Origin of the sequence: Brackiella oedipodis DSM 13743 (assembly GCF_000621025.1) — a bacterium.
Taxonomy (GTDB): domain Bacteria; phylum Pseudomonadota; class Gammaproteobacteria; order Burkholderiales; family Burkholderiaceae_B; genus Oligella; species Oligella oedipodis.
The window spans coordinates 74,674-99,535 of the sequence record NZ_JHZJ01000009.1 but is presented as its reverse complement, the minus strand read 5'-3'; the positions used below and the strand labels follow the sequence as shown (position 1 = coordinate 99,535).

The window sequence follows — 24,862 nt, the reverse complement described above, 5'->3', positions numbered from 1 at the left end:
GTTCTGTATAACCATGCAGTCAACTCTTCAAGAGCGTGGTTTTTTTGCGCTTATTCTCAAGCAAGCTTGGCCCATTCTTATCAGCGAATGGGCCGGTATTTCTTATGCGGTACTCGATACCATGATGTTAGGGCACTACAGTGCTCAATCGGTGCAGACCATTTCTTTGGCCACATCAATTTTTATTACGATTAACATTACATTGATGGGCGTGGTACATGCCTTGATCCCGATTTTTTCACAGACCATTGGTAGTGGCCAAATAAAGCGTGTGGGCGAGTTCTGGAGTCAAGGTATTTGGTTGGCTATTGGTGCCACTATTCTCGGTATTTTATTGCTCATCAATCCCAACTATTTGTTAGCGATGTCTGGCAATCTCAGCGCGACAGTCAAGCAGCAGGTCAATACCTATTTACATGTGTGTGCGGCCGCTTTACCAGCCATACTGCTATTTCGTGTGATTTATTCCCTCTGTACCGCCACCCAAAAAAGCCGTCTAGTGATGTATTTGAGTGTGGCAGGGATTGCAGTCAAAGCCATCGGTAATTACATATTTATTTTTACTTTGGATTTGGGCAGTACCGGCGCTGCGCTTGCGACGTGTTTGGTCGCCTGGGTCACGCTCATCGCAGGCGTCGTCTTGGTCCAAAAAGACCCATTTTATGCGCAATTTGATTTGCGTTTTCGTAAACCCGTGGCGGCTTTATTAAAGGAATTGCTGCGATTAGGTATCCCAATGGGGGGATCTTATTTAGTCGAAGTCAGTTCCTTTACCTTTATGGCGCTTTTAGCGGCGCGCGAGGGGCTATATGCGTCTGGGGCGCACCAGATTATGTCGAACTTAATTGGCATTACCTATATGATGCCGATGGCCTTTGCAATTGCTACCTCTGCCCTAGCGGCCCAGTATTTAGGGGCCAAAAAGCCAGCCTTAGCGCACCAAATTATCGTCACTGGTTTTATTATAGCTATGGCTGGCGCCCTACTCACTATCATCATTGTGATCGTCTTTAAGCAGGACATTGCCAACGCTTATACGTCTATTCCGCAAACCCTGGGACTTGTAGGTGGTTTGATCGCTTTTATTCCTTATTTTCACTTCTTCGACGTCTTGCAGTGCATGAGCATTTTTGTGTTGCGAGCCCATCGAGTCGCTATTTTGCCATTTATATTGCAGGGCATGAGCTTACTGGTTTTAGGCTTAGGTGGGGGTTATTTATTTGGTTACGGTTCAGCGCGTGGCGCCTTATCGATGGTCAGCGATATCCTGACGCCGGGTGTCCCTACAGGAGTGTCTAGTTTGTGGTTGATGGCCGCCTGCAGCTTAGTGGTGAGCACCATTACGCTCCTTTATTGGTATATGCATACACATCGCAATGCCATGGCTCGATTTGCCAATAATAAGACGTAGCCTTTGACCAGCAGGCTTGATTACTGATGACGTTGTGTTTTTGTCGCAAAACCGCTATAAAACATTGATTTTACTTGTTTTTAAATATATAATAATGGACTCTCAGTGTGGCGCCAAAGAATTGATATACCGCTGGTATATAGATTTAGGCTTAAATTAGATGGTCAAAAGTCAAAGTGATTTGAGCGTATCAAATGAACACATTGGGATCAAGAAGGCTGGTTCGGGCCAAAAATCGAACCTGCAATGTTACTGCACCTCAACTATTTTGTAATAAGGATTTAATCATGGCTAAGGTCTGCCAAGTTACAGGTAAACGCCCTTTAGTGGGTAACAATATCTCTCACGCTAACAACAAAACTAAGCGTCGTTTCTTACCTAATCTTCAAACTCGCCGTTTCTGGCTCGAGAGCGAAAGCCGTTGGATTCGTTTGCGCATTTCCACTAGCGCCTTGCGCACTATCGACAAAAAAGGCATCGAAGCCGTTGTCGCCGAAATGCGTGCTAACGGTCAATCCATTTAATTGCCCAGCAATTCAGAATCCAACATAACCTATAAGGAAATATCATGGCTAAAGGTGTTCGCGAAAAAATCAAACTAGAATCTACGGCTGGTACGGGTCACTTCTATACCACTACCAAAAACAAACGTAATATGCCCGAAAAAATGCTGATCAAAAAATTTGATCCAGTGGCACGTAAACACGTTGAATACAAAGAAACTAAACTTAAGTAATTAGTGACGTTTTCAGTATTGATTTTTTAATATTGAATTAAGCCTGCATCACTTCTGGTCATGCAGGCTTTTTTGTCGCTGTGGTTCTACTTTTTTGTTAGATGGAGGGCAGGCGTTGCTTGAGTCCAAACGCCCCGATAGCCAATAAGAGCCAGCCAATCATCAACAAGGTGCCACCGATTGGGGTAATCATGCCTAAATCATGCACATTCATCAGAACAATCGCATATAAACTGCCACTAAACATCAACACCCCAAGTACCATGCATGCCGCCGCCCACGTCAAAAGGCGCCCAGGTTGCCATAATGCCAAAATCGCCACGGCCAAGATACTTAAACTGTGAATAGCCTGATAATGCACCGCTGTTTGCCATAGCTGCAAATAACGTTCTGATGCAAAGGCCGTGAGTCCATGCGCTCCATACGCTCCCAAGCCCACAGCGCTTAAGCCTAATAGCGCTGCTAACACAATAAACACACGCATTTTTTCCTCTTTTTTAAAAAACAGTCATACCAACAGAGAGTCTTGGCGCTAGGTTTTGATACAAAACAAGTCCATGTACACCAGGATGCCGAATGCTTTTTTCTAGCGACACAAGACATCCACTATAATAATAGATCTTGATTAACCAACTTAGAGGCCAATTCAAATGCAAAGCAAAAAAAACCTTCAAGCCTTAAGACAAGCCATGCAAGCACACAATATCCAAGGCTATATTGTGTTTTCAGCGGATCCTCACTTGTCGGAATACTTGCCGGCGCATTGGCAACAGCGCGCTTGGCTAAGTGGCTTTGATGGTTCGGCTGGTTTTCTGGCGATCACTCAGGATGAAGCCGCTTTGTGGACGGATAGCCGCTATTGGGAGCAAGCGGGTCAGCAATTACAAGATAGCGGTTTTAGCCTACAAAAACTCGGCCAAGCAAAAACCCCTAGCTTATGCAGCTGGCTCGCACAATACCTCCAGCCAGGCGACAACGTCGCGTGTGATGGCATGACCCTTAGCCTTGCCTTATATCAGCAACTTAGCGAACAATTACAAGCAAAACATTTGCAGTTTCAAACTTCTGTCGATTTACTGAAATCCATTTGGCAAGATCGCCCGCGTCTGAGCCAAGCGGCCATTTATGCTCACGAATCTCAATATGTAGGCCACAGCCGCGCCCAGAAATTACAAATGGTTCGCGACGCCATGAGCCAACAAGGTTGCCGCTGGCATTTAATTTCTTCTTTAGATGATATGGCTTGGTGCTTAAACTTAAGAGGTAGCGATGTCGACTATAATCCCGTCTTTTTAGGCCATTTATTAATTGCCCAAGAGCGTGCCTATTTACACGTCAATCCCGAGCAGCTCGACGATAAAATCATTCAAGCCCTGCAAGCCGATGGAGTCGAGGTCCTCGCTTATGAGGCGATTGCACATACCCTCGAGCAAATTCAGCAAGACACCCTACTTGTGGATGCGAATCGCGTGGTCTTTGGTTTAGTGCAGCCTTATATGGGACAACTGCAACAAGCTTTGAATCCAAGTCAACGCTTTAAAGCGCTCAAAACGCCTGATGAGATCGCGCATGTACGACAAGCCATGATTCAAGATGGTATCGCTCTATGTCAATTCTTTAGTGACTTCGAGCACCAATTACAAAGTGGCAAAACCCTAACCGAGTTAGATGTAGATGAACAACTGACCGCATATCGCGCCCAAGATCCGAATTTTGTAAGTTTGAGTTTTGCAACGATCGCTGGTTTTAATGGCAATGGCGCCCTACCCCATTATCGAGCCACTCCTCAATCTCATGCCGTAATCCAAGGCAATGGCCTGTTGCTCATTGACTCAGGTGCCCAATACCTGAATGGCACTACCGATATCACGCGAGTTATACCTATTGGGAAACCTAGCAAAGCTCAAAAACGCGATTTCACAATTGTCCTCAAAGGCATGATTCAACTGAGTCAGGCAGTTTTTCCTAGTAATATTCCGGCGCCCTTGCTGGACATGTATGCGCGCCAGCCATTGTGGCAGGCTGGTCTTGATTTCGGTCATGGCACAGGCCATGGTGTGGGCTATTTTTTGAATGTGCACGAAGGCCCTCAAGTGATTGCCCATCCTGCTTATCAACGACCTCATACCGCCATGCGTGACGGCATGATTACCTCCAATGAGCCTGGCTTATATCGACCGCATGAATGGGGCATTCGCATAGAAAATCTCATGTATTGCTATGCCGCCGAGACGACTGAGTTTGGGCAATTTAGCCGCTTTGAAACCCTCACCCTGTGCCCTATCGATAGCCGTTGTATTGATCTCAAACTCATGAGCCATGAAGAAATTGAGTGGCTGAACCAATACCATGCCATGGTTTATGAGCGTTTGCACGGTTCCCTCAAGGGTGCGGCACTAGAATGGCTGACTGAACGCTGCCAAGAACTATAGTTTTTAGTTTTTAGTTTTTAGTCTTTAGTACCGCCACAAAAAACCCCCAGTCGATCAAAACGAGCATGGGGGTTTTACATATCACTAGGTATAGCGAATGCCAAGTGACGCCGAAAGCTTTTAGCTCTCTAGGCCTGAAGCAATGACACGGGTGTCTTGGATTGGATTTCCTCAAAAGTGACCTCAGGCGCTAACTCGGTCACCACCAGGCCTTTGTCGGTTACTTCAAGCACCCCTAAATCACTGACAATCATATTCACTACCCCGACGCCTGTCAGCGGTAAATGACATTCTTTGAGCACTTTTGGGGACGTAGAACCGTCTTTGGCATGTGCCACAAAATCCATCATCACAATCACTTTTTGCACACCAGCGACCAAATCCATCGCGCCGCCCATGCCTTTGACTTTTTTGCCGGGGATCATCCAGTTGGCCAAATCACCTTTTTCGGAAACTTCCATACCGCCTAAAATAGCGAGATTGACTTTACCAGCGCGAATCATGGCAAATGATTCGGAAGAAGAAAAAAATGCGGCACCCGCTCGGGTGGTAATTGTTTGTTTACCGGCATTGATTAAGTCAGCATCCAGCTCATCCTCGGTGGGAAATGGTCCGATGCCGAGCAAGCCGTTTTCGGATTGCAAATACACATCGACATCATCGGGAATATAATTGGCCACTAAGGTCGGCATACCAATGCCTAAATTGACATAAAAACCATCTTTGAGTTCTTTAGCCACGCGCTGGGCCATTTGCTCTCTTGTCCAAGCCATGTTGTGTCTCCTTATGATCGTAATGTACGTTGTTCTATGTATTTTTGGGGATTGCGGTTGTGGACAATGCGATGTACAAAAATCCCTGGTAAGTGGACCTGATCAGGTTCAATCTCTCCGACCTCGACCAGGTGTTCGACCTCAACCACAGTGATACGTCCAGCCATAGCCGCATCTGGATTAAAATTACGGGCTGTTTTACGAAAGACTAGGTTACCGCTACGATCGGCCTTGTAGGCTTTTACGAGGGCGATATCAGGCACCAAGCCCGTCTCGAGAATATAAGTACGACCATTAAATTGTCGCTCTTCTTTGCCTTCTGCAATCAGGGTTCCCACGCCGGTAGCGGTATAAAAGGCAGGAATGCCCGCACCACCGGCACGCAAACGCTCAGCCATGGTGCCTTGCGGACTAAATTCGACCTCGACCTCACCGGATAAAAATTGACGTTCGAATTCTTTATTCTCGCCTACATAGGAGGCGATCATTTTTTTGATTTGGCGGCTATAGAGTAACTTGCCCAGGCCCTTATCATCGACACCAGCATTGTTACTAATACATGTTAGCCCCTTGACTTGACTGGCTTGCAGCGCCTCTATGAGTAATTCTGGAATACCACATAAACCAAAACCGCCGACAGCGATCATTTGATCATCAGCCACAATGTCGGCAAGTGCCACTTGGGCATTTGGATAAACTTTATCCATGGTTGTCTCCTTAAAAGCAAAATACAGACTTTCCATAATTTATTAATCGTTGAAAGTTGGCTATAACTGAAAGTTGCTTAAGCCACTGGAAAGTCACCCATTCTATTTCTGTGGACACCGTCTACTGTGTCAAACACACGTTTTAGTTTAGTACATTTTTGGGATTTTCAGTATTAGATTTTTATATTTCAAGTACTTAGACAGCCATTTTATTTTTTATTAAGTGCTGTTACAGCGATGCCTATAGTCTAGTTTAGCTAAAATATTTAATTAAACTTTTGGGCCATAAGCCTCGTTTTAGCTAATTTTAGTCACAAATTATAAAAATATTTTATTTCAAGGAGCACAGACTCTTATGAGCGAACGCGAACAAATGGAATATGACGTTGTCATCGTCGGCGGTGGTCCCGCCGGTTTGGCAACTGCGATTCACCTAAAAAAACTATGCCAAGCAAATAACCAGGATTACAGCATTTGTGTGCTCGAAAAAGCTCCTGAAATCGGTGCCCATATTTTGTCTGGGGCGATTATGGATCCCAAGGCACTGACAGAGCTCATCCCCGACTGGAAAGAGCAAGGGGCGCCTATGAATGCAGAGGTCAAAGAAGACCGCTTTTTATTCCTGAACGAAAGCAGCTCCAAAAAAACACCCGATTGGTTGCTACCCTCCTGTTTCCAGAATCACGGCAATTACATTGTACGCTTGGGTGAACTCACACGTTGGCTAGGCGAACAAGCCGAAGCCCTAGAAATCGATGTATTTCCTGGTTTTGCGGCTAGCGAGATCGTCTACGACAAAAATGGCGCCGTAAAAGGTGTCGTCGCCGGTGTTATGGGTCTAAACCGTGACGGTTCAGAATCCGCCGACTATCAACCAGGTATGGAATTACTCGCCAAATACACTGTGTTTGCAGAAGGCGCACGTGGCCACTTAGGTCGTGAACTAATCAATAAATTCAAACTAGCCGAAGGCAAAGATCCCCAAAGCTACGGCATTGGTATCAAAGAACTCTGGGAGATTGATCCCCAAAAATCCCAACCAGGTCTGGCTATTCACACAGCGGGTTGGCCACTCGATACCGATACTTATGGCGGTTCTTTCTTATATCATCTCAACGACAATTTAGTGGCTATTGGTTTTATTGTAGGACTAGACTACAAAAACCCTTACCTCTCACCGTATCAGGAATTTCAGCGCTTCAAAACGCATCCAGATATTCGCATTTACCTCGAAAACGGTAAACGCTTAGCCTATGGCGCTCGAGCGATTGCCGCTGGGGGCTTGCTTTCATTGCCCAAAACGGTCTTCCCAGGTGGCGCCTTAGTCGGCTGTGATGCCGGCTACCTCAATGCCTCACGCATTAAGGGTAGCCATGCTGCCATTAAATCAGGTATGTTATGCGCTGATGCGATTTTCAATGCCCTCAAGGCAGACAGAGCCCAAGATGAGCTGACTGAATACCCACAAGCTTTTGAAAAATCATGGTTATACGATGAGCTTTACAAGGCACGCAACTTTAAAAACTGGTTCAAAAAAGGCCGCAAAATTGCCATCCTCATGACCGGTCTCGAACAAAAAATCCTCAATGGTAAATTCCCATGGACCATTCACCACAGCAAGGCCGACCATGAGTGCTTATTGCCAGCGGCTCAATGTCAAAAAATCGACTACCCTAAACCCGATGGCAAAATCACCTTTGATCGACTCACTTCGGTGTCCTTCTCTAATACCAACCACCGCGAAGATGAGCCGTGCCACCTCAAACTCAAAGATCCTACGGTCCCGGTACGTATCAATCTAGAAGAATATGCCGGACCTGAGCAGCGTTATTGCCCTGCGGGCGTGTATGAGTTCATCCAAAATGAGGAGGGTAAAGAGCAGTTACAAATCAACTCTCAAAACTGTGTGCACTGTAAGACCTGTGATATCAAGGATCCCACCCAAAACATTGTTTGGGTCACCCCAGAAGGTGGTGAGGGTCCCATTTATAGTGGCATGTAAGTGGTGAATTAGCAACGTTAATAATTCTCATTTAAAGCCCCAATTGGCGCTGTTTTTGCCGCAAAAACAGCGCTTTTTTTCGTTTAAAAAACCAAATAATTGCTTTTAAATCAAATCTTTGCCTTTTAAATGTAAAAAGCCTTGTAAAAAAATTACAAACTATATAAACTTTTAGGAATCTGTTTTACAGAGCCCACCGTACAGATTAACCCCTGCCAATGATAAGTGACAACCATGCCACCCTCTTTTGCTCGATTTACACGATTTAGCAATGCGCTTAGTGCTGTTTTAGTACCTTTTGGCTTACTACTTAGCACATCGCTCGCTCACGCTGCTCCCCAAGAAGACACGATTGGTGATTTTATTCGCAGCACCCAAACGCAAACTCAGCCCAAGAATCACATCGAAGTGCAAAGAGTCGCCTACACGCCGCAACCCAAAGGCCTCTCTAGCAATAACAACACGGATCAAATTGCCCTGTTAATCAATGGTGCCAATGGATCTGATTCCATTAACTTCGAGAGTGATCTTAATAGTGAATTAGCAGAAGCCGCCCTGAACTACTTAGGGGTGAAATATAAATTCGGTGGCGCTACACCTGGTGGTTTTGATTGCAGTGGATTGATCAAATACATCGCCGACAAACACCTTGGTCTTAGCATTCCTCGCGTTGCCGCTAAACAAGCACATATTGGCACGAGTGTGAGTCGTGCTGACCTCCAACCGGGTGATTTAGTATTTTTTAATACGCGTGGCCACCGTAATTCACATGTGGGCATTTATTTAGGCAATAACGAATTCATTCACGCGCCGCGCACGGGCGCCACGGTTCGCGTCGAAAAAATCAGTGCCTACTGGGATAAGCGCTACAACGGCGCTCGTCGACTCAGTACCACCACCCAAAAAGTCCACTTCTAAATTATTTAATTTTGCGCTTAGATCCTATGTAACCATGAGAGCTAAGCGCATTTCTATTTTCTTGGCAACGGCTTGAAACGGTCATGACTAAGCCCCCAACCATTTTTGGTATGGGGGCTTTTGTGTACAGCGGTCACTCTGTGTGGCCGCTCAGACCTGCAAGCGCTGAGCTATCTGACTAATCGCAAACGCTTAATGGCTAGTATGCAAGCAACACGGTCTAGGGTGATCAGACGCATTACTAGCGCGCTTCTGGTAGTAAATAAAGCATTTGAAACTGTGGCTCAGTCTTAATAAATACGCGCAAACTCGACCATTTTAGGCTGTTTTCACCTAAATTGTAATTGACTTTAAAACCAATCGAACTACATAGAACGACCATGGCGATTAAAGCAATCAAAATCTTTTGTAATTGAAAAGCCCATTGCATGATAATTCCTTTTTATAAAGTCAATGTCAGGTAAAAGCAGACGACGATTATGGACGCTAGTCCGTTGCTAAGTGGATTAGCCCAGGTTTGCTAATTAATGTTTTTTGAGATTTTGGCGGTTCGGGCAGTTCGCGCAATTCGAGCAGAAACCGCATTGGGTCAGTGCTTGCTGCATACTGGCCTTAGAGCGTCTACAAGCCATCACTTGCACGCCCTCTTTTTGGGCAGCACCACGGAAAGATTTCATCACGTTGTGACCCAAGAAGTCCGTCAACAAAATCACTAATTTAGTGCCATTGGGTAGGCTTAATACTTTCTTTTGGTGAGAGGTATCACGACCTGTAATGTGATGACCAATTTCGATATTGTGTTCTTTGAGTAGTAGGGGTAGGTTGCCAAGCTTATCGGCACCCACTATCAATGCTTGTGTCATGTCCATATATCATTCCCTTGGTTAAATCGGTAATGATAATTATTACTATTTGCATTCAAACTTTCAACTAAAAGTTTTTTATTATCAAATATTTTTAATAGTTTTTATTAATAAAAATCTAACTCAGAGGACCGTCGCTCTCACACAAAAAAGCAGCCTGATGGCTGCTTTTTATGTCGTCTAATTAAGCAAGTGACAAGCTTGACTTAGAGACTTTCTAGATTCTGCTTTTGGGGGCTGTTTAAACTCTCTCAAGAAGCTCAAATAAAGAGTCCCTATCCATGCCACTCGAGCACATAATCAAGAAATCCATAATATAAGCGCGAATAAAAATATCCTTACGAAAGGCTAAATGCGTGCGATTGGTGCCAAATAAATGTCCAACGGGAATACCGCTCATGCCTTGATCGCGCCGAGGATCAAACGCCATCTCGGCGATAATCCCGACACCCATACCAAGATTGACATAGGTTTTGATGACATCGGAATCAATCGCTTCAAGAATAATTTCGGGTTGCAAACCGGCTTGCTGAAAAGCGGCATCTATTTTGCTGCGTCCTGAAAATTTTGGATCGTAAGTAATAATGGGGTATTGAGCAATGGTCTCGAGGCTGATATTACGGGCTTGACTAGACGTTAGCTCGGTGAGTGGATGATTATTGTTCATCACTAAGACATGATGCCAGTCATAGCAGGGTAGCGTCACTAAACCTTCGGTTTTGTAGAGTGTTTCTGTAGCAAAAACAATATCCGCGCGCTCTTGTAAGACCATTTTGGCTAACTGCTCGGGATTGCCTTCAACGATTGAAATTTTGACCTTGGGATAGCGTTGTTTGAATTTGAGAATCAGGTCTGGCAAATAATAACGGGCTTGAGTATGGGTACAACCAATTAATAAGGTGCCGTCATCAGGTTGCGATAACTCATTACTGAGCTTTTTGAGATTATCGATCTCATGCATAATGGTATCAATCACTTTAATGATTTCTTTACCTTGTTGGGTCAAGCCCTTGATCCGTTTGCCATAGCGCTCAAAAATACGTAAACCTAATTCATTTTCGAGTTCGATAATAGCCTTAGAAATACCGGGTTGTGAGGTATAAAGCGCACGAGCTGCTTCAGTCAAATTAAAATTATGGCGAATCGTTTCTTGGATAAACTTAAATTGATGCAGGTTCATGCATTTCTACCGTTGTAATAAGCACTAAGTGGCACGGGGTGCACGAGGTTTTTTGACATGCAAAGCGCGCCAGAATAAGTATACGCACAAAATCGAAGCCAGTGCATTTAGAGTTATCGTCCCCACCATAAAATTCAATTGATCGTTAGCAATCCAACCTCGAACCAAATTGATTAAATTCATATAGAACAAAGCGATCAGACCAGCGATCACCAGGTTCAGAGAACGCCCTAGTCGGGGATTAACAGCGCCCAATGGAATCGCCAATAAGGCTAAGTTGAGAGCCGCCAGTGGCAATGACAAACGCCACATAATTTGGGCATCGCTCTTTGGATTATCATCGCTTAGGAGCTTGCCAAATTGTCTGGCCTTGAGTTTACTTTGGATGAGCTCGTGAATTTTATCGTCACTGACGTCCTTGTGACTTTCTATGCGAAGCGTATAGTTATCAAATTTAGCAATGCGAAAGCGAGCCGTGCCAATTTCGTTGTCATACCGATTGCCGGGGCCTAAATCGACGAATTTCTCGTTATCATTATTGGTCCTAAAGCGTGCGTATTTTGCCGTAATAATGGTCTCCCACCCTTTTTCGACGGCAGTCGCAAAGACGCGACCCATTGGGTATTCTTTGTTATCGGAGGACTCAATAAAAATGACCCGCGAGCCCCCACCGGTTTCGAGAAATTGTCCTTGTGCCACTTTCGAAAAATCTGAGCGCTGCTCAAAGCGCTGACGATATTCCTCGATTTGGCTATAAGCCCAAGGTGAGCCTTGAATTGAGAGAAAGGCGATCACAACAGTCGTGGGAATAGCCACGATACTTATCGGTGTGAGCCAGTTTAGAATGGATTGTCCGCTCGAAAACCACACTACCATTTCGGATTCGCGGTAATTACGAGAGATAGTCACCAATACCGCAATAAACAAGGCGACGGTTAGAATCGTCGGCAAGGCCGTAATCGTCGATAGGGCCGCAATGCCTAAGACAATATCGGTGCCAATCGTACCTTGAACCGCTTCGCCTAATAAACGTACCAATAAAACACTTAACCAAACAACGATTAAGGTAGAGAATACGACACCGCCATGACTGCAGATTTCGGCGGTGATGGAACGTTTAAAAAGCGACATAGGGATTTATAAAGGCTAAAATACTGGTTTATAGTTTAAACAATTACAGGGACAAAAATGCAATTTCAGACACAAACAACGCAAGCTTATCAACAACTAAAAACTCCTGCGCTGATTATTGGCGTCTTTGAAGATGGGAGCCTGACAGAAGCGGCCTCTGTTCTTGATCTTGCATCACACAACGTGATTGCTGAGCTCCTAAAAAAAGAATTTAAAGCCAGCCTCGCTAAGTATTTAATTTTGCGCAATCTAGAAGGCGTTGCCGCGCAGCGTGTTATTTTAATGGGTTTAGGTAAGAAAGACGATTATAACGCGAACGCCTTACTAAAAATACATCGCCAACTTTTTTCTATCCTAAATGAGCTTTCTATTGAGCAAGCCACTAATACCCTCTTGGAGGTCGATTGTGATGGCTTAGGAGTACACCACAAAGCCCGTCTTGCGGCTCGCGCCTTACACAACGCCAGCTATTTTTATCACACGACCATCACGCAACGCCCAGCACCTAGTGTGCATTTACAAACCGTCACCTTCAGTATCGCCAAAAACCATACAACAGCTGCACAAGACGGCTTAGCAGAAGGTCGAGCGATTGCTGCAGGCATGAAATTAACACGCCATTTAGGAAACCTACCGGCCAATATTTGTACGCCTACTTATTTAGCAGATCAAGCCAAGAGCCTCGCCAAAGAATTTAAATCTATCAAGGTCGAGATTCTCGAAAGAAAACAAATCGAAAGTCTCAAAATGGGTGCCTTTCTTGCGGTTGCGGCGGGCACCGAGCAACCGCCACGTTTTATTGTCATGAAATATCAAGGCACCAAAAAAGACAGTCAACAAGCGCCCGTCGTCCTCGTCGGCAAAGGCGTGACTTTCGATAGCGGCGGTATCTCTCTGAAACCAGGTTTGGGCATGGACGAAATGAAATGGGATATGTGTGGCGCAGCTACGGTCTTTGGCGTGATGCGCTTTCTAGCTGAGGCTCAATACAGCCAAGATGTCATCGGTATAGTGGCCGCCACCGAAAATATGCCAAGTGGCAAAGCCACTAAGCCGGGTGATGTCATTACCAGTATGTCTGGTCAAACCATCGAAGTGCTCAACACTGATGCTGAGGGCCGTTTAGTACTGTGTGATGCCCTCACCTATGCTGAACGTTTCAAACCAGCGGCTGTGATTGATATGGCGACGCTGACGGGCGCTTGCGTTATTGCCCTGGGCTCAGTCAATACGGGACTTTATAGTAATAACGAAGCCCTACTCAGATCTCTCCAAAACGCCGGCCAAGAAGCTCAAGACAAAGCTTGGCCAATGCCTTTAGATGACGCCTACCAAGAACAACTGAAAAGCCACTACGCCGATATGGCTAATATCGGTGGTCGTGAAGCGGGTTCGGTCACGGCGGCTTGCTTCTTATCGCGTTTTGCCAAAAATTACCCATGGGCTCATTTGGATATTGCCGGCACAGCATGGAACAAAAATGGTGAAGACAAGGGCGCGATTGGCCGTCCTGTACCTTTGCTCGCGCAATACTTACTCAATCGCGTCCAAGATGAACGTTAGGGTGGATTTTGCCTTTGGCGCCCAAAATCGTCTCGTCAAGGCGGCTCAAATCGTCCAAACCTTGTACCAACGTCAGGAGCAGGTGTTTGTTTACTGCGCCGATGAAAAACGCAATCTGGCTTTTAGTAAAGCCTTATGGGCCGTACAGGACACGGCCTTTATCGCGCATGAGTTTGTCTTAGATACGATGCCAGCTAAGCCGCTTGATGTCGTTATTTGTCCGCAATTGCCACTGCCTCCTACAGGCACTGACAAAAAGTTTTGGTTACTCAATCTGGACGTAGAGTGTCCGCCCAATTACAAAAACTACCCTCGTATCTTGGAGGTGGTGTCAACGCACCAAAAAGATCTTGAATTAGCTCGAGAACGCTGGCGCCACTATAAAGCTCAAGGCGTTGAGCTGCATTCCAGATTGCTTAAGGAGTAAATCACTAATGAGTATTTTGTTCCGTAAACGTCCCAATGCCCCGCAACATGAGCGCTTTGAGGATGACGATTTACCAGTACTGCGTCCAGCAGGGCCCGACCCTGAGGACGTTGCACAAGAGGATTATCCTGTGCTTGGTACGCAGCATCCAGATACCCCAGCTGCTGCGGTACCATTACAAACTCCTGGGGCGACCTATCACAACCCGGTCTCCAGACCATCAAGCACTGAGCCGCCTGCCTATGAGTATGCTGCCAAGTCTTCAAGTCTTAAGGCCACTGTCGATGAAATTATCGATGAAGAGTTGGAATTCGCCCGTCAGCGCATCAGCACTAGAATCGACAGAGAGCTCAGCAAGCATGGTTTGTAGTGCATAGTACATGCCAGAGGTAGCCTTTACGTGAGTCTTCTTACCTGAGTCTACAGAAGTCTTCTAAGGATTGGGCATGAGTGCTTGAGCAACGCTTAACTTTGCATAACGAGCCCCGGGTTGATTAATAACGATGGAACTTTTGACTTCAAAATGACTCAAAATAGCAGGCCATTGTTGATTTTTATTATTTAATTGTTTATTTATTTTGTAGTAATATAAGTGTAAATATAGCCTAACTTTCGCTAACTATCTTTATATTGTTTTATACACGTATCCTTGACTAAGCGCTATTAAGCCTATCGTCTAGTCCATGATACTCTTATGACTTGACTCTTTAATTGGAGCCTCTAAATGAATCAATTTCCTAACCAAATCCAGGAGCAACGCTCCTCCAGTGTCAGCAACACGCAGAATCGTGTGCTACGCAATACCTATTGGTTACTCGCTAGTTCCATGGTGCCTACTGTATTGGGTGCCATGCTCGCGATGCATTATCAATTCTTTATGCACATGCGACCAGGCATTTTTACGCTGCTATTCTTTGTTGGTGCCTTCGGTCTGATGTATTTAGTAGAACGTAATCGCCATAGTAGTACGGGCGTCTTTATGTTGTACCTGTTCACCTTCTTCATGGGAGCCATGCTCTCTCCAATTCTTAGTGTGATCTTACAACTACGAGACGGCCCACAAATTATCATGATGGCCTTTGGTGGCACAGGGATTATTTTTGCCACCATGGCAACCATTGCCAGTACTGCCAAAAAAGACTTCTCTACCTGGTCTAAGACCTTGTTCTTGGGTGTTGTCGTGATTATTCTGGCCGGCATTGCGAATATTTTCTTCCAAGTACCTGCCCTCTCACTGACCATCTCTGTCTTGGCCATGGTGATTTTCTCTGCTTTCATCTTGGTCGATGTGCAACGCGTGGTGCGTGGTGGCGAGACTAATTACATTAGCGCGACCTTAACCTTATATCTTGATATTTATAATGTTTTTGTGAGCTTGCTTAATATTATTGGTTTGTCTTCACGCAACTAATCACTCACTACAATCTAAAAGCCCCCAAACGCCATCGCATTTGGGGGCTTTTTTGTGGCCAATCCTCGCTTATCTGAAGAGCAAGGAACTTAGCGTGCACACGCCTAATAATAAGAATAGGATACAAGCGACTATTCGTATCGTCTTGAAGGGCAGCTTACCCATTAACCAGCCACCTAAATAAACTACAGGAGCGTTCGCTAATAGCATACCAATGGTAGTACCCAGCACCACGGGGGTCACGACCTGAAATTTGGCCGCTAAAATCACAGTAGCGATTTGTGTTTTGTCCCCCAATTCAGCCAAGAAGAAGAGGATAATCGTGGTCAATAAGACGCCGTATTTGTGAAATTGACTATCATCGGGACGTTCGGCCTTATCGGGTTTTAAGAGCCAGAGCCCAATCAGAATAAAGCTAATACCAAGAATCCAGGTCAGTGTTGGTCCATGCAGCCATTGTGCAAGCCACACACCTAAATAGGCAGAGACGAGGTGATTAATCAGACAGGATAGGAAAATGCCCAAGACAATCATGTGTTTTTGGGCAAAACGCAGTGAAAGAAAAAGAGCAAGTAGTTGTGTCTTGTCACCAATTTCGGCCAGAAATACGGCCCCTATTGAAGAAAATAAAGCATCCATTACAAAAAATACCTGTGGGTCGAAACTTAGACATTAGCCACAGGCCCCACGTTGCACTGCGATTAATGTCTTAAGTCTCGTTAATCTGCCCACATTGCTTGCAATGCGCTAACAGACGCAATGACCATGCCAGAAGGCAAATATGTTGACCATTGCTTCGTTTCCGAACAACTACTCCCTTAAGAAGAAAGGTAATTTTAGCAAAAGAATTGATAAATCAAAGAAAAACCCTTGCAATCACAAGGGCTTGGTAAATGATTATGATTTTATTTTAGGGATATCTAAATCCCGAAAAGACTGTAACACTTGCCGTGTGCGCATGGGCTTATTATCGATTTGGCGATCGATGCGTTGTCTTAACTGCTGGCGCCAATACACGGTCTTCTGGGGATCTTTAAAGTCCGGCATGGCTTGCTCTGTACCATAACCACAGACTTCGAGCAAAATCCATTCAAACCGTCTTAGTATACTGGCTTCAGCCTCCTCCCCTTGTGCCAAGGCTTGAAGACTCAGTTCATACGCCTCATACAGGCGCGGATGCGCATCCTCCAAAGCCAAAAAGTGCAACAGCAGCTCATTCATATACCAACCGGACATGAGTAAACGGCCTTTAAGAAAGCAGATGCCGTTAAGTTCAGCCTTTGTGAGGGTTTTGACTTCGTTTTTGCCAGACCAAGACAATAACAAGGGTTGAAAATGCAACAAAATAGGTCGCAGCGTCGAATAAGGTCGTTTCGCCCCCTTAGCAACCATGGTCTGCAAGCCATGATCCTTGGTAAAAATGCGAGTGATTAACGAGGTTTCACTCCAAGCCATGGCATGCAGCAAATAACCTGGCGCTTCACTCACCCGAAAGTGGCGGTGTGACGGCGCTAATGGCTTATTCATAGCCCAATTCTTTGAGCAATGAGACTTTGTCAGCCCAGCCTTTGCGGACCTTGATATAAATTTCTAAAAATACGGGCTGATCCAGCAGTTCTTTGATGTCTTGGCGGGCTTCTGTGGCAATTCGTTTCATGTGTTGACCCCCGGCGCCTAATAGGATGGGTCGGTGGCCCTCTTTTTCGACGATGACGCAGGCATTGATGTGCACGCCCTGATCTAGTTGCTGCCACTTTTCTATGACCACGGTGCAGGCATAAGGTAATTCATCTCCCACCAATCGGAAGATTTTTTCACGGATTAATTCTGCAGCCAAAAAGCGCACCGGTCTGTCGGTCAAGGCATCGGCTTCGAACATAAATTCACTTGCCGGTAAGTACTTGGCAATTTCCGACAGCAATACGTCAGTTTGAATGCCTTTGAGAGCACTGATAGGTACGACGGCCTCATATGGATATTTTTGGACAATCCCTTGAACAAAGGCAAATAAGGAATTTTTGTCTTTGACCTCATCAATTTTGCTAATCACTAAAATGCATTTGCTGTTAGCGGGTAACAAAGGCAAAATCTGCTCATCGCCAGCCGACCATTTATTGGCTTCAACCAAATGTAAGATTACATCCACTTGGCCCAAGGTCTGGGTGACCACGCGATTCATCATGCTATTGAGCGTACTTTGATGACGGGTCTGAAAACCCGGCGTATCGACAAAGACGAATTGATGATCACCTTGTGTCAACACCGCATGAATACGGTGTCGCGTCGTCTGGTGCTTACGTGAGACAATCGACACCTTGCTACCTGCCAGGGCATTAGTAAGGGTAGATTTGCCGACGTTAGGGCGCCCTACGACTGCAACAAAACCGCAACGAGTGTGCGGTTCTTGCATATCTGTTGAGCTGGCTGAGGACTGTTGATCCTGCGATTCAGTCATGGCTTGGCTCCTGTCGGGTGGCAACGGCTAAACTCAGTTGGCTCACTTTACGATGTTTTTTTGAAGTGGTGGGATCAGCCAGCAAGCCCTGAATTTTAGAAATGGCGGCGCTAGCGGCATCTTGCTCGGCCTGGCGCCTGCTCAAGCCGCTGGCCTCTGTGACAATGTCAAATTGTGGTAAACGACACTGCACAATAAACTCTTGGTGATGGGCTTCGCCTCGAGTTTCAATGATGGCATATTGGGGCAAGGCCATATGCTGGCTTTGAACGATCTCTTGCAACAGGGTTTTACTGTCTTTGCCTGCGGTTTTGACATCTAAATTAGCCAACAGGGGTTGATATAAGTCGCTGATGACCTTTTGGACATGTTCCATATCACTATCGAGATAAATCGCTGCAAAGACCGCCTCGAGCGCATCCGCCAAAATAGATGGACGTTTAAAGCCACCACTTTTGAGCTCACCCTCACCCAGGCGCAGGACTTCACTCATCTGCAGTTGATTGGCCAGGTTGGCGAGCGTCCCTTGATTGACTAAGCTAGAGCGAATTCGAGACAAGTCACCTTCATCGACCGTTGTGAGCTGTTTAAAAAGCAACATAGCCACGGTAAAGTTAAGAATCGAATCCCCTAAAAACTCTAAACGCTCATTGTGTTTGTGACCATAACTACGGTGCGTAAGCGCACGTTGTAAAAGGCTTTGTTTGCTAAATTGATAACCTAGTTTGGTCTCAAATTGATCTAATTTCATTTGAAGGAACCTAAACGACTGAATTCACCCTGCCAATTCATCCAGATAAAGAATGCTTTGCCGACTAAGTTTTGGTCAGGTACAAAGCCCCAAAACCGACTATCACGACTATTGTCGCGATTATCACCCATAACAAAATAATACCCCTCAGGCACTTTACACGTAAACCCTTGGTCTTGGTAGTGGCAGTTTTGGATGTCGCCACTAAAATCTTGCTCTGGCGCGGCGACTGTATTGATTGGAAGCTTGAGTAAATCATGCTCATGCTCTCCAAGTTGCTCTGCGAATCTTTGCGCCGCACCCGCTTGTTGCTCGGGTTTGATGTAATCACCAAGTGGCTTTTGCGCTACTGTCTGGCCATTTAGCTGCAACGTTTTGGTCGCATTGTCATAATGCACCTCATCGCCTGGCACGCCCACCACGCGCTTGATGTAATCAACCTTAGGATCTGGCGGAAATCTAAAAACCACCACATCACCGCGCTCAGGTGCACCGATATCAATAATTTTCTGATTAATGACTGGCAAACGAATACCATAAGTGAATTTGTTTACCAAAATCATATCGCCCGATTGTAGGGTCGGCAACATCGAGCCCGAAGGGATTTTAAAGGGTTCAGCGACAAATGAGCGCAGCACAAAAACCAGCAACACCACCCCAAAAAAACCATAGGCGATCTCGATGATCTTATCGAGCACTGTGGGTTTGCCCACTTGGCTATAGGCACCGCTCTGCCCTGGGTTTTGTTTTGCTTGCTCATAAGCCTGCTTGCGCGGCAGACGCTGTTTTTTGAAAAAAAGCTGATCCAACAGCATGATGGCTAACATTACCACCAGAATACAAAAGAGGATTAGGCCAAAATCTGCACTCATGTCGTTTCCTTATTTGTCCTCGACCTGCAAGATGGCTAAGAACGCTTCTTGCGGGATCTCTACGGTACCGACCTGTTTCATGCGTTTCTTGCCGGCTTTTTGTTTTTCTAGGAGTTTTTTCTTGCGGGTGATATCACCGCCATAGCATTTGGCCAAGACGTTTTTGCGCAAAGCTTTGACGTTTTCGCGGGCAATAATCTCGGCCCCAATGGCCGCTTGAATGGCTACGTCATACATTTGGCGGGGAATCAAGCCGCGCATCTTGGCGGCGACTTCGCGACCACGATAGCGAGCCATACTACGATGCACAATCATTGACAAGGCATCGACTTTGTCGCCATTGATGAGTAAATCCACTCGCACCACATCCGCAGCGCGGTACTCCAAAAATTCATAGTCCATAGAGGCATAACCACGGGAGACGGATTTTAGGCGATCAAAAAAATCCAGAACAATCTCTGATAGCGGCATTTCGTAATTTAAATGCACTTGGCGGCCGTGATAGACCATATTGGTTTGGATGCCGCGCTTGCTATTACACAAGGTCATCACTGGGCCCACATAGTCTTGGGGCATAAATAAAGTGACATTGACAATTGGCTCGCGGATTTCTTGGATTTCGCCAACATCAGGCATACGAGATGGGCTTTCAACCTGGATCAACTCGCCATCATGTTTAATCACTTCATAAATGACCGATGGCGCTGTAGTGATAATGTCCATATCGAACTGGCGCTCGAGCCGTTCTTGGACAATTTCCATGTGTAAAAGCCCCAAAAAACCACAACGAAAACCAAAGCCTAAGGCTTGCGAGACCTCAGGTTCAAACATTAACGAGGCATCATTCAGTTGTAGTTTTTCGAGGGAATCACGGAGTTGATCATATTCGCTACTTTCGACTGGATAAATGCCAGCAAATACTTGTGGCTTGACTTCCTTAAAGCCTGGTAGCGGCTGCTCAGCTGGTTGATTAGCCAAGGTAATGGTATCGCCGACTTTGGCGTACTTGAGATCCTTAATACCTGTAATCAAAAAACCTACATTACCTGCGGATAACTCAGTGCAGGAGGCCGCTTTGGGGCGAAATTGCCCCATTTGTTCACACAGGTGGCTCGAGCCCGTGGCCATAAAATGCAATTTGTCTTTGAGGCGAATCGTGCCATTGACAACACGCACTAACACCACTACGCCTACATAATTATCAAACCAGGAGTCGATAATCAGCGCTTGCAGCGGCGCCTCTGGATCACCCTTAGGAGGTGGAATTTTGGTGACAATATCTTCGAGAATTTCATCAATCCCCATGCCTGTCTTGGCACTGGCTCTAACGGCTTGTGAAGCATCGATGCCAATCACGTCCTCGATTTCTTGTTGGGCCGCTTCGGGGTCAGCTGAAGGCAAATCCATTTTATTGAGTACCGGAATGACCTCGACATCGAGCTCAATGGCGGTATAACAGTTAGCTACGGTTTGTGCCTCTACCCCTTGCGTGCTATCGACCACTAATAGTGCCCCTTCACAGGCAGATAAGGAGCGACTCACCTCATAGGAGAAGTCAACATGCCCTGGAGTATCGATCAGATTGAGTCGATAGGTTTGACCATCGTTGGCTTTGTAGTCTAGGGTGGCTGTTTGCGCCTTAATGGTGATGCCGCGTTCGCGCTCAATGTCCATTGAATCAAGCACTTGCTGTGACATCTCGCGGTCATCAAGACCACCGCAGCGGTGAATTAATCTGTCGGCTAAGGTCGATTTACCGTGGTCAATATGAGCAATAATAGAAAAATTGCGGATATTTTGCATTAGGTTTGTAATTGATTTAAGAAATACAAAAAAGGGCGCGCAGCGCCCCCTTTTAAATTAGCGTAATGCTTTTATTGTACTTTATTTTTTGGGTTTAATAGTGACCCACTGGGTCGTATTGTCACGACGAATCAGGAGTGCCGCGAGTTTATCTTTGGCTAAGGCCTTGACGGCTTTAAGATACTGCTCACTATTGACCACCTCTTGGTTATTGACAGCCAAGATAATATCCCCTGTCATTAAGCCTTGTTGCTGGGCTTCTGGTGTAATGCTACGGACCACCACACCCCCTTTAACATTCGCTCGTTGGGCAATGTCTGGCGTCAAATCAGACACAGTTAAACCAAAACGATCGGCCGTGGTTGGCGTGTTCTGACCATCGGCGTTAGATCCTGCTTGTGCTAGGCCACTTGGATCTTGCAAGGCAGTGACGGTAATGTCTAGCGTCTGATCCTTGCCGCGACGCCAGATTTGCATAGGCACTTTTTTGCCGGGTTTAGTTTGACCGACAATACGTGGTAAATCACTCCATTTATTGATTTTTTGCCCATCAAAACTAAGGATGACATCACCTGCTTGGACGCCCGCTTTAGCGGCGGCGCTTTGGGGTTCAACATTACCCACTAAGGCACCATTGCTATTTGGCAGATTAAGCGTTTCGGCGACTTCTTTGGGAATTTCAGAAATTGAGACACCAATTCGACCACGTGTGACTTTGCCGGTGGCTTTGAGTTGCTCAACGACTTTCATGACTTCATCAATAGGAATCGATAAGGACACCCCCATAAAGCCGCCACTGCGTGAAATGATTTGTGAGTTGACCCCTACCACTTCGCCTTTGAGGTTGATTAATGGACCGCCTGAGTTACCCGGATTAACGGCCACATCGGTTTGAATAAAGGGTAAATAATCTCCCGTATCTCGATTAATCGCACTAACAATACCCGCCGTTACTGTCGAATCTAAATCAAAAGGCGAGCCAATGGCTAGCACCCATTGACCTTTTTGCAAATCACCAGCATGACCGATTTTGAGCGATTGCAAATGCTTAGCTTCTATTTTTAGTAAGGCAATATCTGTACGCTTATCAGTACCAATGACTTTGGCTTTGTATTCTTTGCCATCGTTTAGACTCACAATGATTTTGGAGGCACCATCAACAACGTGATTATTGGTGATAATATAACCGTCTTCAGAGATAATAAACCCAGAACCTACGCCAGAAGGGACTGTTCTTTCTTCTTCGTCAGGGTTAGGTTTAGGGGCCTGTCTATCATAAGGGTTGGCGCGATGATAAGGGCCTTGTTGTCCAAAAAACGGTGAATTATCAAACTCGGGACCAAAAAAGAAGCGGAAAATTTCATCGGGGTCCTGTCCTGGCGCAAAACTTCCTAGCCCACGACGACTCAATGTTTCTTCGGTACGGATATTCACCACAGCGTTTTCGGTGGCCTTGACCACTTGCGTAAAGTCTGGCAAACCCGTCACTAATGGCGCTTGCGGGTTGACGGCAGGCGCGTTCGCCACATTAGCTTGGACGGAATTGATTCCCGTTTCCTCGGCATTGGCTAGGCCAACATTGAATAAACTAAGACTTAAAACGGCAAACAATACGCTTTTCTTAAAATTCATACTATTCCTTTATTATTAACAATTTTTTGGCTAGTGACGAGTCGCTTGCGCTGACTCAACCATCGCCGCCAAGGTCGATAGTGGTAAAGCCCCCATCGCGGTGATGAGATAACCCGATTTTATTTGGCTATAGACATTGATTCCATCCTCTACAGCCATATGTTCTGTATAAAAGGGATCTTGCTTGCTCGCTTTTTGGATAAAAAGCGAACAGTTCGCTAAACCATCTGTGACTGTTAGTTGCTCTACAGCTTGTTTGGTTCCAGCCTGATTCGTTACCATCATATGCAGACTTGCAACAATTTGAAACCCGGGCGCTAAACTAAATTTGAAATAGCGACTGTAGGCATCGAATGACGGCAATGCTTGCTCTGGCCAATCATGATAATCATAGTCTGATTGCAAGTCCTGTGCAGCGATGACACCGCTCTGGTTTAACTCACTAAAAAGCATTTGTGTAATCGGTTGATGGGCTTGGTCTAAACTTTGAAATTTAAGTAAGAGGTGGCTGTGGGGGTCAACACAAAGCCGAAAGCCATATCGTTGTTGATCGACAGGTTCAATTAGATAAGCTTGGCAAGGGGTATTAGCCACCCGTTCTGCGTTGGGCAAGGCAGTGGCACGATAATAATGAGCAATATGCTCAGCAGGTAAATAAAGCAACCCCGGAAATTCGCTGTCATCGGCCGCCTGCTGATAGATTTGGCGTTGTTTAGGAAATAAATGCAGAGTTCGTTGGTTATGACGCAATACCTCTTGGGCCCACTGATTAAGATGTTGCACCCGACGCTGCAAACCGCTTTGATCGGTGCGATTGGCAATCTTGCTGACTTGCAAATCGTGATTTGGATCCTGAGCGACATAGACCCCTTGATAATTAGTGGCGGTGGCCGCCTTTTGAATGGCCTGTAACTCTTGCACTAATTGTTCGCGACTCAGTGACTGCTCTGCAGCCAGCGTCAAGGTAGCGTTAAAGCTTAACACGAGCATCAAGACGTACTGACTCAGCTTAGCGAGTGAGCTATTCATGCAGCGCTCCAAAGACTAAAAAATCATATGATCTACGCATAAGCCATGTCCCTATTATGGTGTCGCATAGCTGGTTTCAACAAAAGGCAAATGCCCTGAGCGTTGGGTGTGAGCACGGATATATTGGTTATAAGGATATTGACCTAAACCCACCATTTCTGACGGTCTTGAAAACGGTAGGGATTGTAAATCCGCTGGCATTGACGACTGCAATAATTCAGGTAAATCAGGGTGATTATTCATAAAAGCTGCCACCGCCGGACTGGCACGTTTTACCAAAACCTCAGGCGCCTCATCGCTCACAGCATCCGCTTGATGAGCGGCTAACACAGCGTCTGAGCGACTAGACTCAGTATGGGCCCCTTGATTAATAATCACCGCGACTAAGGCCAGCACCGCCGTCACCATCGCACCTGAACCGAGCCAGGCAAAAATTTTAGGCCTGGCGTCACTGGCCTTAGTGCCAAAAAATCGCCATTTAGCTTTTTGTAATTGGCTCAGCTGGACGGCTTGCGATTCTGCTTGTGCCGTCTTGTGGTGGCAAGGTAATTTATCGAGTTCACTATGCAAGCGCGCTACAAATTGGCTGCTGCACACGACATTGGCCGATTGGCTACGTAGTGCATCACCAATTAAATGGTAGGTATACCAATTCTCCTGCTGCTGTGCATTGAGTGCTATAGGATCAAAATCAAAGCACTCATTATCTATGAAGGCACTAAAACTTTCGGGCTCAGAGCAGGTGCTTGGGCGCGTATTCATAGCA

General features: G+C 45.8%; 26 protein-coding genes. 10 read left to right on the top strand and 16 right to left on the bottom strand.

The window, feature by feature from the left end; all coding sequences use genetic code 11:
* Positions 1-13: 13 nt before the first annotated feature.
* The 3 genes from Q335_RS08780 to rpmG all read left to right on the top strand — a co-directional run bounded on the left by Q335_RS08780 (position 14) and on the right by rpmG (position 2,147).
* On the top strand, positions 14-1,411 hold the full coding sequence (locus tag Q335_RS08780; RefSeq protein WP_038369112.1) for an MATE family efflux transporter: 1,398 nt from the start codon (positions 14-16) through the stop codon (positions 1,409-1,411).
* Positions 1,412-1,698: 287 nt separating this feature from the next.
* Complete coding sequence (rpmB, locus tag Q335_RS0100475; protein ID WP_028356937.1) at positions 1,699-1,935, top strand: 50S ribosomal protein L28; 237 nt, start codon at positions 1,699-1,701, stop codon at positions 1,933-1,935.
* 44 nt (positions 1,936-1,979) lie between these two features.
* Complete coding sequence (gene rpmG, locus Q335_RS0100470) at positions 1,980-2,147, top strand: 50S ribosomal protein L33 (RefSeq protein WP_028356936.1); 168 nt, start codon at positions 1,980-1,982, stop codon at positions 2,145-2,147.
* 97 nt (positions 2,148-2,244) lie between these two features.
* On the opposite strand, the gene Q335_RS0100465 is transcribed toward rpmG, so the two are convergent.
* Positions 2,245-2,631, bottom strand: a complete 387-nt coding sequence (locus Q335_RS0100465; protein WP_038369110.1) for a DUF423 domain-containing protein — start codon at positions 2,629-2,631, stop codon at positions 2,245-2,247.
* A 166-nt stretch (positions 2,632-2,797) separates the two neighbouring features.
* On the opposite strand from Q335_RS0100465, the gene Q335_RS0100460 reads away from it, so the two are divergent.
* Complete coding sequence (locus Q335_RS0100460) at positions 2,798-4,579, top strand: aminopeptidase P family protein (protein WP_038369108.1); 1,782 nt, start codon at positions 2,798-2,800, stop codon at positions 4,577-4,579.
* Between the two features lie 128 nt (positions 4,580-4,707).
* On the opposite strand, the gene Q335_RS0100455 is transcribed toward Q335_RS0100460, so the two are convergent.
* Positions 4,708-5,352, bottom strand: coding sequence for a 3-oxoacid CoA-transferase subunit B (locus tag Q335_RS0100455; protein WP_028356933.1), 645 nt, complete (start codon positions 5,350-5,352; stop codon positions 4,708-4,710).
* An 11-nt stretch (positions 5,353-5,363) separates the two neighbouring features.
* Positions 5,364-6,059 (bottom strand): CoA transferase subunit A, encoded by a 696-nt coding sequence (locus Q335_RS0100450; protein WP_028356932.1) that lies wholly within the window; start codon positions 6,057-6,059, stop codon positions 5,364-5,366.
* A 355-nt stretch (positions 6,060-6,414) separates the two neighbouring features.
* Between Q335_RS0100450 and Q335_RS0100445 the strand changes: the two genes are divergently transcribed.
* A complete protein-coding gene (locus Q335_RS0100445) occupies positions 6,415-8,061 on the top strand; it encodes an electron transfer flavoprotein-ubiquinone oxidoreductase (protein WP_028356931.1) in 1,647 nt (548 codons plus the stop codon).
* A 234-nt stretch (positions 8,062-8,295) separates the two neighbouring features.
* Positions 8,296-8,979: a C40 family peptidase gene (locus tag Q335_RS08775; RefSeq protein WP_051532184.1), complete on the top strand. Its 684-nt coding sequence runs from the start codon at positions 8,296-8,298 to the stop codon at positions 8,977-8,979.
* Positions 8,980-9,220: 241 nt separating this feature from the next.
* Here the strand turns inward: Q335_RS08775 and Q335_RS0100435 are convergent, their stop codons facing one another.
* The 4 genes from Q335_RS0100435 to lptF form a co-directional block, all read right to left on the bottom strand.
* Complete coding sequence (locus tag Q335_RS0100435) at positions 9,221-9,409, bottom strand: hypothetical protein (protein ID WP_028356930.1); 189 nt, start codon at positions 9,407-9,409, stop codon at positions 9,221-9,223.
* Positions 9,410-9,503: 94 nt separating this feature from the next.
* Positions 9,504-9,842 (bottom strand): DUF2325 domain-containing protein, encoded by a 339-nt coding sequence (locus tag Q335_RS0100430; RefSeq protein WP_028356929.1) that lies wholly within the window; start codon positions 9,840-9,842, stop codon positions 9,504-9,506.
* A 241-nt stretch (positions 9,843-10,083) separates the two neighbouring features.
* Positions 10,084-11,022 carry a CysB family HTH-type transcriptional regulator gene (locus Q335_RS0100425; protein WP_028356928.1) on the bottom strand — a complete coding sequence of 313 codons (939 nt, stop codon included), beginning with the start codon at positions 11,020-11,022 and terminating at the stop codon, positions 10,084-10,086.
* Positions 11,023-11,046: 24 nt separating this feature from the next.
* Entirely contained in the window at positions 11,047-12,153 is a 1,107-nt protein-coding gene (gene lptF, locus Q335_RS0100420) for an LPS export ABC transporter permease LptF (RefSeq protein ID WP_028356927.1), read from the bottom strand.
* Positions 12,154-12,210: 57 nt separating this feature from the next.
* On the opposite strand from lptF, the gene Q335_RS0100415 reads away from it, so the two are divergent.
* From Q335_RS0100415 to Q335_RS0100400, 4 genes are all read left to right on the top strand, one after another.
* A complete protein-coding gene (locus tag Q335_RS0100415) occupies positions 12,211-13,716 on the top strand; it encodes a leucyl aminopeptidase (protein ID WP_028356926.1) in 1,506 nt (501 codons plus the stop codon).
* On the top strand, positions 13,706-14,143 hold the full coding sequence (locus Q335_RS0100410) for a DNA polymerase III subunit chi (protein WP_038369106.1): 438 nt from the start codon (positions 13,706-13,708) through the stop codon (positions 14,141-14,143). Before Q335_RS0100415 ends, Q335_RS0100410 begins: the two co-directional genes overlap by 11 nt.
* A gap of 7 nt (positions 14,144-14,150) precedes the next feature.
* Positions 14,151-14,513, top strand: coding sequence for a hypothetical protein (locus Q335_RS0100405; protein WP_028356924.1), 363 nt, complete (start codon positions 14,151-14,153; stop codon positions 14,511-14,513).
* Positions 14,514-14,867: 354 nt separating this feature from the next.
* On the top strand, positions 14,868-15,554 hold the full coding sequence (locus tag Q335_RS0100400; RefSeq protein WP_028356923.1) for a Bax inhibitor-1/YccA family protein: 687 nt from the start codon (positions 14,868-14,870) through the stop codon (positions 15,552-15,554).
* A gap of 69 nt (positions 15,555-15,623) precedes the next feature.
* Here the strand turns inward: Q335_RS0100400 and Q335_RS0100395 are convergent, their stop codons facing one another.
* From Q335_RS0100395 to Q335_RS0100355, 9 genes are all read right to left on the bottom strand, one after another.
* On the bottom strand, positions 15,624-16,193 hold the full coding sequence (locus Q335_RS0100395; RefSeq protein ID WP_028356922.1) for a TMEM165/GDT1 family protein: 570 nt from the start codon (positions 16,191-16,193) through the stop codon (positions 15,624-15,626).
* 258 nt (positions 16,194-16,451) lie between these two features.
* Positions 16,452-17,081, bottom strand: a complete 630-nt coding sequence (gene recO / locus Q335_RS0100390) for a DNA repair protein RecO (protein ID WP_028356921.1) — start codon at positions 17,079-17,081, stop codon at positions 16,452-16,454.
* Positions 17,074-17,964: a GTPase Era gene (gene era, locus Q335_RS0100385; protein WP_028356920.1), complete on the bottom strand. Its 891-nt coding sequence runs from the start codon at positions 17,962-17,964 to the stop codon at positions 17,074-17,076. The genes recO and era overlap by 8 nt, the downstream gene beginning before the upstream one ends.
* A 37-nt stretch (positions 17,965-18,001) precedes the next feature.
* Entirely contained in the window at positions 18,002-18,760 is a 759-nt protein-coding gene (gene rnc, locus Q335_RS0100380) for a ribonuclease III (RefSeq protein WP_028356919.1), read from the bottom strand.
* Positions 18,757-19,632, bottom strand: coding sequence for a signal peptidase I (gene lepB / locus Q335_RS0100375; protein WP_028356918.1), 876 nt, complete (start codon positions 19,630-19,632; stop codon positions 18,757-18,759). The genes rnc and lepB overlap by 4 nt, the downstream gene beginning before the upstream one ends.
* A 9-nt stretch (positions 19,633-19,641) precedes the next feature.
* Positions 19,642-21,435: a translation elongation factor 4 gene (gene lepA / locus Q335_RS0100370; protein ID WP_028356917.1), complete on the bottom strand. Its 1,794-nt coding sequence runs from the start codon at positions 21,433-21,435 to the stop codon at positions 19,642-19,644.
* A gap of 81 nt (positions 21,436-21,516) precedes the next feature.
* Positions 21,517-23,067 (bottom strand): Do family serine endopeptidase, encoded by a 1,551-nt coding sequence (locus Q335_RS0100365; protein WP_028356916.1) that lies wholly within the window; start codon positions 23,065-23,067, stop codon positions 21,517-21,519.
* Between the two features lie 30 nt (positions 23,068-23,097).
* Complete coding sequence (locus Q335_RS0100360) at positions 23,098-24,096, bottom strand: MucB/RseB C-terminal domain-containing protein (RefSeq protein ID WP_028356915.1); 999 nt, start codon at positions 24,094-24,096, stop codon at positions 23,098-23,100.
* A 54-nt stretch (positions 24,097-24,150) separates the two neighbouring features.
* Positions 24,151-24,858 carry a sigma-E factor negative regulatory protein gene (locus Q335_RS0100355; protein WP_028356914.1) on the bottom strand — a complete coding sequence of 236 codons (708 nt, stop codon included), beginning with the start codon at positions 24,856-24,858 and terminating at the stop codon, positions 24,151-24,153.
* Positions 24,859-24,862 lie beyond the last annotated feature (4 nt).